This is a genomic window from Allobosea rubneri (genome assembly GCF_032464875.1).
Classification (GTDB): Bacteria; Pseudomonadota; Alphaproteobacteria; order Rhizobiales; family Beijerinckiaceae; genus Allobosea; species Allobosea rubneri.
The window spans coordinates 1-14,297 of sequence record NZ_JAWDID010000063.1 but is presented as its reverse complement, the minus strand read 5'-3'; the positions used below and the strand labels follow the sequence as shown (position 1 = coordinate 14,297).

Below are 14,297 nucleotides of genomic sequence, written 5' to 3'. Positions count from 1 at the left end.
TGGCAGCCGGCTTACTTGCCGATGCAGAAGCCGGAGAACAGGCTGTCGAGCACGTCTTCGACATCGATCCGCCCGACCAGCCGCTCCAGGGCGCGCGCCGCCAGCCGCAATTCCTCGGCGATCAGTTCGGGCTGGCCATGATCGAGCGCCTCCGCACGGATGATGGCCGAGACCGCTTCGCCAACCGCGATCCGCTGCCTCTCGCGGGTCAGCAAGGCCGGCTCGGGGCTCGCCATGTCCCGCAGGCGCGCACCGATCAGCTCGATCAGTTCGTCGACCCCTTCTCCGCTTCGCGCCGAGACCCCAACCTCTCCGGTCCGCTGCTCGCCCGGCAGATCGATCTTGGTCACGATCGCAAGGCTCGATGCGCCCTCCGGCAACGGTACCGGGTCCGAATCGATCGCACGCAGGTGCAGGGTGAGATCGGCATCGGCCACGCGCTGCAGGGCTCGTCTCACGCCCTCGACTTCGATCTCATCTGCGCTTTCGCGTAGCCCAGCGGTATCGACCAGCAAGACCGGTATGCCTCCGAGATCGAGTCGGACCTCGATCGCGTCGCGGGTCGTGCCGGCGATCGGCGAGACGATGGCGACGTCGCGGCGTGCCAGCGCATTCAACAGGCTCGACTTGCCGGCATTGGGCGGCCCGGCCAGCACGACGACAAAGCCCTCACGCACGCGCTCTCCGGCCCTGAAGCTGCCCAGCGCGGTTTGAAGACTTGGTAGTACCGTCCGCGCAATGCCGACCGCCTCCGCGATCAGCGGCCCCGAAACATCGCCCTCATCGGCAAAATCGATCTCCGCCTCGAGCAGCATCATCGCCTTGATCAGCGCGGCACGCCATTCGGCCGCGGCGATGCCGAGCGCGCCTTCCATCTGGCGCAGCGCCTGCCGACGCTGCCATTCCGTCTCCGAATCGATCAGGTCGGCCAGGCCTTCGACGGCGGCAAGGTCGAGCTTTCCGGCCTCGAAGGCGCGCCTTGTGAATTCGCCGGGCTCGGCAAGGCGCAGGCCGGGCAGGGCGGTCAGGGTCGACAGCAGCCGCGACAGCACGGCACGCGAGCCGTGGACCTGGAACTCAGCGACATCCTCGCCGGTGAAGCTCCCAGGCCCCGGAAAGTAGAGCGCGAGGCCCTGATCGATCACCTCGCCATCGCGGTCGCGCAGCTCTGAGAGCTTCGCCAGCCGCGGTTTCGGCACCGTTCCCAGAATCGTTTCGAGGACGAATCGGACCTGGCTGCCCGAGACCCGCACCACCGCGACGCCTGCTCTGCCGGCGGCGGAGGACAGCGCCACGATCGTCGGATAGGCTGTGCCAGTCATACCGCGCTCCTTCACCGGCCTATTGCGTCAGTTTGGCCGGCCCCGAACGGGAAGCCCGCTCATGAACCGCCTCAGGCACGCCGCCAGCCCCTATCTGCTGCAGCATCGCGACAATCCCGTCGACTGGTGGGAATGGAGCGAGGAAGCCTTTGCCGAGGCGAAGGCCAGCCGACGGCCGGTGCTGCTTTCGGTCGGCTATGCCGCCTGTCACTGGTGCCATGTCATGGCGCATGAGAGTTTCGAGGATCCCGCGACCGCCGCGGTGATGAACGAGCTCTTCGTGAACATCAAGGTCGATCGCGAGGAACGACCGGACATCGACCACGTCTACATGAACGCGCTGCACAGTCTCGGCGAGCAGGGCGGCTGGCCGCTGACCATGTTCCTCGATTCGGACGGCGCACCCTTCTGGGGCGGCACCTATTTCCCGCCGACGGCGCGCTATGGAAGGCCGAGCTTCGTCTCCGTACTCCGCCAGCTCGCCGGCATCCACCAGCAGGATCCCGAGCGGATTCGCCGCAATGCCGAGGCCATACGCCATGCATTGCAGCAGAGCGAGGGCAGGCCGGCAGGCGAAGCCATGCCGGAGCCCGATCTCGATGGCCTCGCCCGCGACATTGCCCGGCGTTTCGACCGCGACCATGGCGGGCTCGCCGGTGCGCCTAAATTCCCCAACCCCGGCCTGATCGAGTTGATCTGGCGCCATGCCGAACGCAGCGCCGACCATGATTCGCGCCAGGCGGCGGACCGGACGCTGGAGCAGATGGCCCGTGGCGGTATCCATGACCATCTCGGCGGAGGCTTTGCCCGCTATGCGGTCGACGAGCGCTGGCTCGTGCCGCATTTCGAGAAGATGCTCTACGACAACGCCCAGCTCCTGCCGCTCTACGCGCTCGAGGCGGCACGAAGCGGCGAGCCGCTCCTGCTCGAAGCGGCGGAAGGCATTGTCGGTTGGCTGGAACGCGACATGCTCCTGCCCGAAGGCGCCTTCGCCGCCAGCCTCGACGCCGATTCCGAGGGCGAGGAGGGCAAGTTCTATGTCTGGACGCCGGCCGAGCTCGCGCGGCTGCTCGAAGCCGACGACGCTGCCCTGTTCGGGCAGCACTACGATGTGACCGCCGAGGGCAATTGGGAAGGCCACGCCATTCTCAACCGGCTGGAGACGCCCGATCCTTCGCCGGACATAGCGATAGTCCTCGCCGAGCTTCGCGCAAACCTGCTGGCCGCCCGCAGCAAGCGCGTTCCGCCCGGTCGCGACGACAAGATCCTGGCCGACTGGAACGGGTTGATGATCTCCGGCCTCGTCCGCGCCGCCGGAATCCTCGGCCGCAAGGACTGGCTTGCGCGCGCCGTCGGCGCCTTTCGTTTCGTTGCCGAATCCATGGCGGATGGGGCCGGTCTCGCGCATTCTTACCGTGGCGGTCGGTTGATCGCGCCCGGCTTCGCCCTCGACCATGCCGCGATGGCCGAAGCCGCTCTGGCGCTGCATGACTCAACTGGAGATGAGCACTACTTCGCTCTCGCCAGACGTTGGAGCCTGCATCTGGATGAGTACTACCGCGAGACCGACTCAGGCCTTCTGCGCATGACTCGGGCTGACTCTGCGGAACTGCCGGTCATACCCCGGCCGACTCACGACGATGCAGTGCCGAATGCCAACGGCCTGCATGCCGGCAACCTCCTGCGGATCGCCGCTCAGACCGGCCTGTCCGAAGATCGCGAGCAGGCCGACCGGTTTCTCTCGGCCATACTCGCCGTCGCCGCACGCGCGCCGATGGCCCATGGCTCGGTCCTGAACGCCTATGATCTCGCGCGCAACGGCGTCGAGATCGTACTGGCCGGGCCGGATCGCGAGGCTTTCCGGCAGGCGGCGCTGGCACTACCGCATCTGACGACGATGCTGGTCAACTGTCCCGATCCGGAAGGCCTGCAGCCCGATCATCCCGCCCACGCCTATGCCAAGCACGCCGGCAATGGCGCCGCCTTCATCTGCCGGCATGGCCGCTGCCTCCCACCCATCACGGACCCGAATCGATTGGCCGAAGCGGTTGCGGCTGCGCCGTGAGCGTCGACGAGGACGTCGCCAAGAAAAAGGCCCCGGCTTTGCGCCGGGGCCTCTGCATTCCGTCGCGACGATGATCGCCGGTCAGGTGTTCATCGAGTCGAAGAACTCGGAGTTCTGTTTGGTCTGGCGCAGCTTGTCGATCAGGAACTCGATCGCGTCCTGCGGGCCCATCGGGTTGAGGATGCGGCGCAGCACATAGGTCTTCTGCAGATCCGAGCGCGGCGTGATGAGCTCTTCCTTGCGGGTGCCCGACTTGAGGATGTCGATCGCCGGGAAGATGCGCTTGTCCGCAACCTTGCGGTCGAGCACGATTTCCGAGTTACCGGTGCCCTTGAACTCTTCGAAGATGACTTCGTCCATGCGGCTGCCGGTGTCGATCAGCGCGGTCGCGACGATGGTCAGCGAGCCGCCTTCCTCGATGTTGCGGGCGGCGCCGAAGAAGCGCTTCGGCCGCTGCAGGGCGTTGGCGTCGACACCGCCCGTCAGCACCTTGCCGGAGGACGGCACGACCGTGTTGTAGGCACGGCCGAGGCGGGTGATCGAATCGAGCAGGATGACGACGTCGCGGCCATGCTCGACCAGGCGCTTGGCCTTCTCGATCACCATCTCCGCGACCTGGACGTGGCGGGTCGCCGGCTCGTCGAAGGTCGAGGACACCACCTCGCCCTTCACCGAGCGCTGCATGTCGGTGACTTCCTCGGGGCGCTCGTCGATCAGCAGAACGATCAGATAGCACTCGGGATGGTTGGTGGTGATCGACTGCGCGATGTTCTGCAGCAGCACGGTCTTGCCGGTACGCGGCGGCGCCACGATCAGGGCGCGCTGGCCCTTGCCGATCGGCGCGACGATGTCGATGACGCGCGGCGAGAAATCCTTCTTGGTCGGATCCTGGACCTCGAGCCGCAGACGCTCGTCGGGATAGAGCGGCGTCAGATTGTCGAAATGGATCTTGTGCCGGATCTTCTCGGGATCCTCGAAATTGATCGTGTTGACCTTGAGCAGGGCGAAATAGCGCTCGCCATCCTTGGGTCCGCGGATCGGGCCTTCGACGGTGTCGCCGGTGCGCAGGCCGAATTTCCGGATCTGCGAGGGCGAGACATAGATGTCGTCCGGGCCGGGCAGGTAGTTCGAATCGGAAGAGCGCAGGAAGCCGAAGCCGTCCTGCAGGACCTCGACGACGCCTTCGCCGAGGATTTCGGTCTCCTTCGCCGCGAGCTGCTTCAGGATCGCGAACATGAGCTCCTGCTTGCGCATCGTGCTCGCATTCTCGACCTCCATGCCTTCGGCGAAGGCAAGCAGTTCAGTCGGCGATTTGACCTTGAGTTCGTGGAGTTTGATTTCCCGCATGGGGCACCTGGGTCTGGGTGTTAACGGCCCGGGCGGGGAGCCTCGGGCGGAGGCAGAGGAGGGAATCGACGGGATGGGGCCGGTGGCCCGCATGTCGGAATGTCGTGGTCGCCTGCGGGAGCAGCCGTGGCACGAGCCGTCGACGAGAGGAAGGACGCAAACAGGAAGCGCAACTTCTGATAGCTGCTTTCCCAGCGTCGCTCAAGCGGGAAACCGCGAGCGTGGTTCAGAACGGCTTGACGATGACCAGGATGACGATCGCCGCCATGATCACGGCCGGGACCTCGTTCAGGATCCGGTAGAAGCGCGCCGACTTGTCGTTGCGGTCCTCGGCGAACGCGCGGACCCGGCCGACGAGATAGCCATGGATGCCCGACAGCACCAGAGCGAGCAGGATCTTGCCGTGCAGCCAGCCGCCTTTGAAGGCGAAGCCGCTCCAGGCGAGGTAGAGGCCGAGAATCCAGGCCAGGGTCATCGACGGGTTGATGATGCCCTTCAGCAGCCGCCGTTCCATGATCTTGAACGTCTCGGACTGGATCGAGCCGATCTGCGCCTCGGCATGGTAGACCATCAGGCGGGGCAGATAGAGCATGCCCGCCATCCAGGCGATGATCGCCATCACATGGAAGGCCTTGATCCACTCATAGCTCACGGCGGCTAATCCTTACGAACGAACCAGCTTCACCAGCTGCTCGACATGAGCGACCGGGGTCTGCGGCTGGATGCCATGACCGAGATTGAAGATAAAGGCCCGCTCCGACATCGCCTCGCGGATCGCCGCAACATCATGTCGCAGCGCCTCGCCGCCGGCGATCAGCGCCAGCGGGTCGAGATTGCCCTGCAGCGTCACCTCCGGATTGAGCGTCGGCGCCGCCCAGCGCGGATCGACGCCCCAGTCGAGACCGATGCCGTCGGCGCCGCTGCATTGCGCCAGCCCTTCCAGCCGCGGGCCGGCACCGCGTGCGAACAGGATCACCTTGGCCTGCGGATGCTTCGCCTTCACGCCGGCGACGATTCGGCGCAGCGGCGCGAAGGAGAGCTTCTCGATCAGGCTCGGCGGCAGGGCGCTGGCAAAGCTCTCGAAGACCTGCACGACCTGTGCGCCGGCATCGATCTGGCGGTTGAGATAAATGATCGAGGCCTCGACCAGTCGCTCGATCAGCCGATCGAGGAAGACCGGGTCGCTATAGGCCACGAGCCTGGCCGGCGCCTGGTCGGGGGTTCCCTTGCCGGCGAGCATATAGCTCGCCACCGTCCAGGGAGCGCCGCAGAAGCCGATCAGCGCCGTCTCGGCGGGCAGAGCCTCCCGGACGCGCTCGACGGTCTCGAACACCGGCGCGAGCCGTTCCAGATTGAGCTCCTCGTCAAGCCTTGCAAGGTCGCCGGCATCGGCGAGGGCTTCCAGCTTCGGACCCTCGCCCTCCGCGAACCAGACCTTCTGGCCGAGCGCATGCGGCACGACGAGAATGTCCGAGAACAGGATCGCAGCGTCGAAGCCGAACCGCCGGATCGGCTGCAAGGTCACTTCGGTGGCGAAGGCCGGATTGTAGCAGAGGTCGAGGAAGCCGCCGGCCTTTGCCCTGACCTCGCGATACTCCGGCAGATAGCGTCCGGCCTGGCGCATCAGCCAGAGCGGAGGAATCGCCGTCTTTTCGCCAGAGAGTGCGCGCAGGAAAAGGGAGGTGGTCATCGTGCTCGCTTACCCTCGGCGGCGGTCCACTGACCGGCCTTAAGAGAATCTTTAAATTTAGAGAGTCTTTTGTTTTGACTCTTGGGACCCCGGACATAGCCCGGCACAATCCCATCCACAACCGATCCACAGCCTGTCCGGGCTCGGGTTCGGAGGTGCGAAGCTGTCCGGCCATCCGTTAAGAGCTTCTTAACGAATTGGAATCGGCGCTGGCGTGCGCTGCGATGCCACGCCTGGAAATGATTCACGTGAAACATCCGCCTCCTGTCCACACAGGCACGCCTGTTGAGCGATCAAGGGGGTTATCCCGGGCTCGTCCGGAGGCTCTGCGAAGAGCCTGACTTGTCCCCAGCCTTCCCCAGGGCTGATTCGCCGGTCTTCGCCGTCTGCGGGCGATTCCAATTGCCGGCTTCGCGCGCTAGACCAGAAACCTCAGGGGGCCTGACGAGGCTGGGAGCAGTCGTGCCACGCAATTATTTTCACCTGCACCTGGTCTCCGACGCGACCGGCGAAACCCTGATCGCGGTGAGTCGGGCCGCCGCGGCGCAATACGAGGCTGTATCGGCGATCGAGCACGTCTATCCGCTTGTCCGCTCCGAGAACCAGCTTTCGCGCGTGCTCGCCGAGATCGAGTCGTCGCCCGGCGTCGTGCTCTATACCCTGGTCGAACCGGAATGGGCCGAACGGCTCGAAAGCTTCTGCCGGGAGATCGGCTGCCCCTGTCTATCGGTGCTGCAGCCCGTGCTCTCGTTGTTCCAGTCCTATCTCGGCCAGGCCTCTGCGACCCGTCCCGGCGCGCAGCACGTCCTCAACGCCGAATATTTCCGCCGCATCGATGCGATGAACTACACGCTGATGCATGATGACGGGCAGCTCGGCGGCGATCTCGAAAGCGCCGATGTCATCCTGGTCGGCATCAGTCGGACCTCGAAGACGCCGACCAGCATCTATCTCGCCAATCGCGGCATCAAGACCGCCAATGTCCCGCTGGTGCCGCATGTGCCGCTGCCGCCGGAGCTGGAGCGTCTCAAGAAGCCGTTGATCGTCGGCCTCGTCGCCAGCGCCGAGCGCATCATCCAGATCCGCCAGAACCGTCTGCTCTCGATGCGGGCGGACGACGAGACGCCCTATGTCGATCCCGATGCAGTCGCCGACGAGATCGCCCAGTCGCGCAAGCTCTGCGCCCGGAGGGGCTGGCCGGTGATCGACGTCACCCGTCGTTCGATCGAGGAAACCGCGGCGGCGATTCTCGACCTGCTGCGCGACCATCGCTTGAAGTTCATCGCGACGTGAGCGCTTCCGGCTCCTTCTGGCGTGGCGACGCGGCCCTGGTCCTGGCGTCCGGCAGCGCGACCCGGCGCAGCATGCTGGAGAATGCCGGCCTGCCGATCGAGGCCATCCGGCCCGAAATCGACGAGCGTGCCGTCGAGGCGGACTTCGTCGCCGGGGGAGGCGAAGCGTCCGGTGTCGCCGCGACGCTCGCCGCCGCCAAGGCTCTTGTTGTCTCGCAGGACATGCCGGGTCGTTGGGTGCTCGGCGCCGACCAGACCCTGACCTGCGAAGGCATCGCCTTCCATAAGCCGGTCGACGAGAATGCCGCTCTGCTGCAGATCGCCGCGCTGTCCGGCAAGCGCCATGAGCTCACCTCCGCCTTCGCATTGGCTCGCGGCGGTGTCGTCGTCCGCAACGCAAGCCGGCAGGTCGGCATGCTCATGCGCGAGCTCGATGCTGGCTTCATCGAGCGCTATGTCGCCGAGGCCGGCCCGGCTGCGACCGCGAGCGTCGGCGGCTATCAGATCGAAGGCCTCGGTGCGCAATTGTTCAGGGGCATCGACGGCGACCATTTCACCATTCTCGGCCTGCCCCTGCTCGACTTGCTCGCGGCTTTGCGCGAACTCGAGCTTCTTGCCTGAACCAACGGCTCCGAACCATGACACGCTGCTTCATCATCGGCCATCCCGTCGCCCATTCGCGCTCGCCCATGATCCATGGCCATTGGCTCGCCGAGCATGGCCTGGGCGGCAGCTATGAGCGCGTCGACGTTCCGCCGGGCGAGGTCGCTGCCTTCCTCGACCGCATCCGTTCGGGAGAATTCGCCGGCGGCAATGTCACCGTGCCGAACAAGGAGGCGGTGCTGCCGCTGCTCGACCATGTCAGCGAAACCGCGCGGCGCATGGGCGCCGTCAATACGATCTGGATGGAGGACGGCAGGCTCCATGGCGACAATACCGACGCCTTCGGCTTCCTCGCCCATCTCGATGATCGCGCGCCCGGCTGGGACGGTCGCGTCGAGACAGCGCTGATCCTCGGCGCCGGCGGTGCGGCCCGCGCCGTCGTCCATGGCCTCGCCGAGCGCGGCGTCGGCCGCATCATCCTGGTCAATCGCAGCCCGGCGCGGGCGCAGGAGCTCGCCGCCGAGTTTGGCGCGAACGTCGAGGCGCGCGGCTGGGGTGAGGCTGACGGGCTGGTCGCGGTGAGCGATCTCATCGTCAACACCACCTCGCTCGGCATGCAGGGCCAGCCGCCGCTCGAACTTGATCTAGCCGGCCTGAGGCCGGGAACGATCGTCGATGACATTGTCTACGTGCCGCTGGAGACCGCCTTGCTCGCCGGGGCGCGGGCGCGCGGCGGCCTGCCTGTCGACGGGCTCGGCATGCTATTGCATCAGGCGATCCCCGGCTTCGAGCGCTGGTTCGGCGTGCGCCCGCAGGTGACGCCGGCACTGCGGGCCCGGCTCGAAGCCGACATCCCGGCGGCCTAGCGGAGGCGGAGCATGACCTTCCTGCTCGGACTGACCGGCTCGATCGGCATGGGTAAGTCGACGACCTCGGAGATGTTCCGTGCCGAGGGGGTGCCGGTCTACGACGCCGATCAGGCCGTACACCGACTCTATTCCGGTGCCGCCGCTTCCGAGATCGAGGCAGCCTTTCCCGGGGTCGTCGTCGATGGCGTGGTCGACCGGACGAAGCTCTCCGCCGCGGTGCTTGGCCGCCCCGAAGCGCTTGCCAAGCTCGAGGCGATCATTCATCCGCTGGTCCGGGGCGAGGAAGAGGCCTTCCTGGCGCAGTGCCGCAAGGATGGGGCGGACGTTGCCGTCCTCGACATACCCTTGCTGTTCGAGACCGGCGGCGAAGGCCGCTGCGACGCCGTCGTCGTCGTCACCGCTCCGGCTGAGGTCCAGCGCGCCCGGGTGCTCGCCCGACCCGGCATCACCGAGGACAAGTTCGAGGCGATCCTGGCCCGGCAGATGCCTGATACCGAGAAGCGACGGCGCGCCCACTTCCTTGTGGACACCTCGCGCGGCCTTCTGGCGGCGCGGCGGCAGGTCCATTCTATCCTCGTGGCGTTGGCCGGCCGTCCCGGCCGCGGCGAGCAGAGAGGCTGAACGTGCGCGAGATCGTTCTCGATACCGAGACCACCGGCGTCGAACCGCTGAAGGGCGACCGCATCGTCGAGATCGGCTGCGTCGAGCTGGTCAATCACTGCCCGACCGGCCGCAACTATCACATCTACATCAATCCGGAACGGGACATGCCGGAAGGCGCCTTCAGGGTGCACGGGCTATCCGAGGCCTTCCTCTCCGACAAGCCGGTCTTCGCCGCCATCGCCGGCGAGTTCGCCGCCTTCATCGCGGACGCCAAGCTGGTTATTCACAACGCCGCCTTCGACGTCGGCTTCATCAACATGGAGTTCGGCCGGCTCGGCCTGCCGCCGATCGTTCCGGCGCTGGTGGTTGACACGCTCGCCATGGCGCGGCGCAAGCATCCCGGCGCCAGCAACAGCCTCGATGCGCTCTGCTCGCGCTATGGCATCGACAACAGCCGCCGCACCAAGCACGGCGCGCTGCTCGACTCCGAGATCCTCGCCGAGGTCTATATCGAGCTGATCGGCGGCAAGCAGACCAGCCTCGGCCTCGGCTCGGAACTGGCCGGAAGGCCGGGCGCCGGCCTTGCTGCCGTCATCGAGCGGCCGGTCCGGCTGCGCCCGTTGGCGCCGCGGCTCTCGGACGAGGAGCGCGCGGCGCACGAGGCCTTTGTCGGGAAGTTCAAGGCCGCGCCGCTCTGGCGCGGCTATCTCGGCCTGGCCGAGGAAGGCTGAGGCCAGGCCTCAGCTTCCCTTGCGCCGGTCGGCCCGGCGCGAGAGCATGTTGAGGCCTTCGATCAGGGCCGAGAAGGCCATGGCGGCGTAGATGTAGCCCTTGGGCACATGGGCGCCGAAGCCTTCGCCGATCAGTGTGCCGCCGATCATCAGGAGGAAGCCCAGCGCCAGCATCACGATGGTCGGGTTCTTGTCGATGAAGCGCGCCAGCGGGTCGGCGGCAAGCAGCATGACCAGCACCGCGACGACGACCGCAATCACCATCACCGGGATGTGATCGGTCATGCCGACGGCGGTGATGATGCTGTCGATCGAGAAGACGAGGTCGAGCAGCAGGATCTGGAAGATCACGCCGCCGAAGGTCACGGCGGCCGCCGAGCCACCCTCGAACATGTCGGGTCCGTGATTGGGGTCGACCTTGTGATGGATCTCCTTGGTCGCCTTCCAGACCAGGAACAGGCCGCCGGCGATCAGGATGATGTCGCGCCAGGAGAAGGCCTTGCCGAACACCGAGAACACCGGCGTCGTGAGCTGGACAATGATGGCGACGGTCGAGAGAAGGGCGAGGCGCAGGATCAGCGCCAGGCCGATGCCGATCTTGCGGCCGCGCGAGCGCTGATGTTCCGGGAGCTTGTTGGTCAGGATCGAGATGAAGATCAGGTTGTCGATGCCGAGCACGACCTCCATTGCGATCAGCGCCCCGAGAGCCGCCCAGACAGTGGGGTCGGCGGCAAGTATCATCAGGGCGTCCATCGAAACTCCAGCAGGATTTTGAACCGGACCTTCCGGGATGGAAGGCGCTTCGGTCATGCCCAGATGGGCGGCCCGCGCGCTGATGCAAGGCATGGTCTGCGTACCAGGCACAAAAAAAAGAGCCCCGAAGGGCTCTTTTCGTAGCGGTTTCTCTGTGCTTGTCGCTCAGGAGGCCGGCGTTCCGGCCGGCGGCTGCTGGTTCTGCAGCTCTTCGAGGCGCTGGCGATAGAGCGCGGCGAAATCGATCGGATCGATATAGAGCGGCGGGAAGCCACCATTGCGCACCGCATCGGCGACGATCTGGCGCGCGAAGGGGAAGAGCAGGCGCGGGCAATCGATCATCACCACTGCATGCAGCTGCTCCTGCGGCACGCCGAGGATGCGGAACACGCCGGCATAGCTCAGCTCGAAGGCGAACAGGGTGTCGTTGCCGACGGTCGCCTTGCCTTCCAGCGTCAGGACGGCCTCGAACTCGGTGTCGCCCAGCGCGTTCGCGGTGACGTTGACCTGCAGGCCGATCTGCGGACCCTGCTGCTGCTGGCCGGAGAGCGAGCGCGGCGCGTTCGGGTTCTCGAAGGAGAAGTCCTTGATGTACTGGACAAGCGTGTTGAGGCTCGGCCCCTGCTGGTTGGCGTCGCCCGCGCCATTGCCGTTTTCGTTGGCCATCGGTCCCATCGTCTTCTAGGCGGCCCTGACGGAAAACTCCGCATAATTGCGGAAACTGTCCGCCGTGCCGCGAGCGCCGGACCCGCGTCGGCTATCATGGCGGCCGTGCTGGCACAAGCTAAGGCTCTCTGAGAACGCTTGTCGCGGCCGGGGGGTGGATGTTACGAGCCTCAGTCACCATATCCCGCCGGGAGATGGGCCGTGGTCACGGGCCCGCTTGCGATCGTATTTTTAAGGTTTGGATCAGCCGTCGATGCAAAACTTCGATATGACGACACTGGTCTTCCTGGCCCTGGCGGTCTTCGTCGCCTGGAAGCTGCGTTCCGTGCTCGGCCAGAAGACCGGGCATGAAAAGCCGCCGGCCGATCCGTTCCAGCGCCGCGAGACCTCGGTGCGGCCCGACCAGGCGTCTCCGGCCGATGCGCGTCGCGACAATGTCATCCGTCTGCCCGGTGCCGCCAACGATCCGACCGCTGCCGAAGTCCCCGACGCCGACCGCTGGAAGGACATCGCCCCGGCCGGTTCGCCGATCATCGCCGGCATCGAGGAAATCGCCCGCCAGGAGCCCGGCTTCGACCCGCGCGGCTTCCTCGGCGGTGCCAAGGCCGCCTATGAGACCATCGTCACCGCTTTCGCCCGCGGCGATCGCAAGATGCTGAAGGGCCTGCTCGCCAAGGAAGTCTACGAGGGCTTCGAGCAGGCGATCAGCGAGCGCGAGAAGCGTGGCGAGAAGGCCGAGTCGAACTTCGTCTCGATCGACAAGGCAGAGATCACCGCTGTCGACGTCAAGGGCAAGACCGCCCAGGTCACCATCGCCTTCGTCTCGCAGCTGATCAGCGTCGTGCGCGATGCGCAGGGCAATGTCGTCGACGGCAGCGCCGACAGCGTCTCCGAGGTCAACGACGTCTGGACCTTCTCGCGTCAGCTCGGCAGCCGCGATCCGAACTGGCTGCTGGTCGCGACCGAATCGGCCGCGTGATCCGTGCCGCCGGTCTCGTTCTGGGCCTCTGGGTCGCAGGCGTATCGGCAGTGACGGCCAGCGCCCCACCCGTCCCCGCCGGGGCTCGCATCGAGCTCGTTGCGGCCGGCGAGATCGCCGGCTGGACGCAGGACGACCATCGCGTCGTGCTGCGGCTCTTCGCGCAGGGTTGCGAGACCGACCCGCCGCTGCGCCAGGGCATCAAGCCGCCGCCCGGCCTGCCCGCGCTCTGCACCGAGGCCGCCGCGCTGTTGAAGGCCGGCGAGCCGGACCCCGTCGCCGCCCGCAGATTCTTCGAGGACCGCTTCTCGTTCTGGCGGGTCCGCCCGGCCGAGACCGGCCGCGGCTTCATGACCGGCTATTTCGAGCCGGAGTTCGAGGGCTCGCTGGCGCCAAGCGCCGCCTTCCCGACGCCGCTCTATGGCCGCCCCGCGGACCTCGTCACCAAGATGCCGGGCGACGACTGGCCCGGTTTCGATCCGGCCCTGTCCTCGGCCCGGCGCGGCAAGCGCGGCCTCGAGGTCTTTCCCGATCGCGCCGCGATCGAGGATGGCGCGCTCGACGGCCAGGGCCTCGAGATCCTTTGGATGCGCGATCCGGTCGACCGTTTCGTGCTGCAGGTCCAGGGCTCAGGCCGGATTCGTCTGCCGGATGGCAGGGTCACACGGCTGGTCTATGCCGGCCGCAATGGCCATCCCTACACCTCGCTCGGCCGCGAGCTCAGCCGTCGCGAGAACATCCCGCCGGCAGAGATGACCATGGACCGGCTGATCGCACGGCTGAAAGCCGATGCCGGTTTCGCCCGCGAGCTGATCCGGCTCAACCGTTCCTTCGTCTTCTTCGCCCGCCGTGACGATCTTCCGCCTGAATCCGGGCCGATCGGCGCCGCCGGCCTGCCCCTGACGCCGCTGCGCAGCATCGCCGTCGACCGCACGGTCTGGCCCTACGGCACGCCAGCCTGGATCGCCGGCGAGGTCCCGGACGGGACGGGTGGTTCGGAGGCGCTGCCTCGCCTCGTGCTGGCGCAGGATACCGGCTCGGCGATCCTCGGTCCGGCGCGGATCGACCTCTTCGTCGGCTCCGGCCCGCAAGCCGGCCATCGCGCCGGCCTGATCCGCCATCCCTTCGACCTGATCGTGCTCTGGCCGCGTGGGCGGGGGCGCTGAGGCGATGCCGCGCCGCCGTGGCAAATTGCTCTCCGAAGCCGAGATCGCACTGTGGCGCCAGGTCGCGCGCACGGTGACGCCGCTCGCCGGTCGCAAGCCGGTCGAGGCTGAGCCCGAGCCCGAGATCGCCGTGCTCCAGCCCGAACCGCCGCGGCAGGCGTCGGCCATCGCCGCACCGAAGGCGATCGTGGCGAAGCCGGCTCCGCCGCCG

Annotated in this window: 14 protein-coding genes and 1 pseudogene; 9 read left to right on the top strand and 6 right to left on the bottom strand. The window is 66.7% G+C overall.

Annotated features, from left to right (window positions below; translation table 11 throughout):
- Nucleotides 1-11 precede the first annotated feature (11 nt).
- The gene (gene mnmE / locus RKE40_RS25445) at nt 12-1,322 is read right to left on the bottom strand and encodes a tRNA uridine-5-carboxymethylaminomethyl(34) synthesis GTPase MnmE (RefSeq protein ID WP_316020991.1); all 1,311 of its coding nucleotides are present in this window, start codon (nt 1,320-1,322) and stop codon (nt 12-14) included.
- A gap of 61 nt (nt 1,323-1,383) precedes the next feature.
- Here mnmE and RKE40_RS25440 point away from each other — a divergent pair, with 61 nt between their 5' ends.
- A complete protein-coding gene (locus RKE40_RS25440; protein WP_316020990.1) occupies nt 1,384-3,387 on the top strand; it encodes a thioredoxin domain-containing protein in 2,004 nt (667 codons plus the stop codon).
- Nucleotides 3,388-3,468: 81 nt separating this feature from the next.
- Here the strand turns inward: RKE40_RS25440 and rho are convergent, their stop codons facing one another.
- From rho to hemE, 3 genes are all read right to left on the bottom strand, one after another.
- Nucleotides 3,469-4,734 carry a transcription termination factor Rho gene (gene rho, locus RKE40_RS25435; protein WP_066473551.1) on the bottom strand — a complete coding sequence of 422 codons (1,266 nt, stop codon included), beginning with the start codon at nt 4,732-4,734 and terminating at the stop codon, nt 3,469-3,471.
- 226 nt (nt 4,735-4,960) lie between these two features.
- The gene (gene hemJ, locus RKE40_RS25430) at nt 4,961-5,386 is read right to left on the bottom strand and encodes a protoporphyrinogen oxidase HemJ (protein WP_316020989.1); all 426 of its coding nucleotides are present in this window, start codon (nt 5,384-5,386) and stop codon (nt 4,961-4,963) included.
- A 12-nt stretch (nt 5,387-5,398) separates the two neighbouring features.
- Nucleotides 5,399-6,424: a uroporphyrinogen decarboxylase gene (hemE, locus tag RKE40_RS25425; RefSeq protein WP_316020988.1), complete on the bottom strand. Its 1,026-nt coding sequence runs from the start codon at nt 6,422-6,424 to the stop codon at nt 5,399-5,401.
- A gap of 462 nt (nt 6,425-6,886) precedes the next feature.
- On the opposite strand from hemE, the gene RKE40_RS25420 reads away from it, so the two are divergent.
- Genes RKE40_RS25420 through dnaQ form a run of 5 tightly spaced genes read left to right on the top strand, consistent with a single transcriptional unit; the run spans nt 6,887 to nt 10,522 of the window.
- Nucleotides 6,887-7,717: a pyruvate, water dikinase regulatory protein gene (locus RKE40_RS25420; protein WP_316020987.1), complete on the top strand. Its 831-nt coding sequence runs from the start codon at nt 6,887-6,889 to the stop codon at nt 7,715-7,717.
- Nucleotides 7,714-8,337, top strand: coding sequence for a Maf family protein (locus RKE40_RS25415; RefSeq protein WP_316020986.1), 624 nt, complete (start codon nt 7,714-7,716; stop codon nt 8,335-8,337). Before RKE40_RS25420 ends, RKE40_RS25415 begins: the two co-directional genes overlap by 4 nt.
- A 17-nt stretch (nt 8,338-8,354) precedes the next feature.
- On the top strand, nt 8,355-9,185 hold the full coding sequence (locus tag RKE40_RS25410) for a shikimate dehydrogenase (RefSeq protein ID WP_316020985.1): 831 nt from the start codon (nt 8,355-8,357) through the stop codon (nt 9,183-9,185).
- A gap of 12 nt (nt 9,186-9,197) precedes the next feature.
- Nucleotides 9,198-9,809, top strand: a complete 612-nt coding sequence (gene coaE / locus RKE40_RS25405; RefSeq protein WP_316020984.1) for a dephospho-CoA kinase — start codon at nt 9,198-9,200, stop codon at nt 9,807-9,809.
- A 2-nt stretch (nt 9,810-9,811) separates the two neighbouring features.
- Nucleotides 9,812-10,522: a DNA polymerase III subunit epsilon gene (gene dnaQ / locus RKE40_RS25400; RefSeq protein WP_316020983.1), complete on the top strand. Its 711-nt coding sequence runs from the start codon at nt 9,812-9,814 to the stop codon at nt 10,520-10,522.
- 9 nt (nt 10,523-10,531) lie between these two features.
- Here dnaQ and RKE40_RS25395 read toward each other — a convergent pair whose 3' ends face one another.
- Together RKE40_RS25395 and secB are read right to left on the bottom strand one after the other, a co-directional pair.
- Nucleotides 10,532-11,275, bottom strand: coding sequence for a TerC family protein (locus RKE40_RS25395; RefSeq protein WP_316020982.1), 744 nt, complete (start codon nt 11,273-11,275; stop codon nt 10,532-10,534).
- A gap of 165 nt (nt 11,276-11,440) precedes the next feature.
- The gene (secB, locus tag RKE40_RS25390; protein ID WP_390893531.1) at nt 11,441-11,950 is read right to left on the bottom strand and encodes a protein-export chaperone SecB; all 510 of its coding nucleotides are present in this window, start codon (nt 11,948-11,950) and stop codon (nt 11,441-11,443) included.
- 244 nt (nt 11,951-12,194) lie between these two features.
- On the opposite strand from secB, the gene RKE40_RS25385 reads away from it, so the two are divergent.
- The 3 genes and pseudogenes from RKE40_RS25385 to RKE40_RS25375 form a co-directional block, all read left to right on the top strand.
- A complete protein-coding gene (locus tag RKE40_RS25385; RefSeq protein WP_316020980.1) occupies nt 12,195-12,920 on the top strand; it encodes a Tim44/TimA family putative adaptor protein in 726 nt (241 codons plus the stop codon).
- Entirely contained in the window at nt 12,917-14,086 is a 1,170-nt protein-coding gene (gene mltA / locus RKE40_RS25380) for a murein transglycosylase A (protein ID WP_316020979.1), read from the top strand. The genes RKE40_RS25385 and mltA overlap by 4 nt, the downstream gene beginning before the upstream one ends.
- A gap of 4 nt (nt 14,087-14,090) precedes the next feature.
- Nucleotides 14,091-14,297 (top strand): annotated as a pseudogene (locus RKE40_RS25375) (Smr/MutS family protein); the annotation flags it as partial.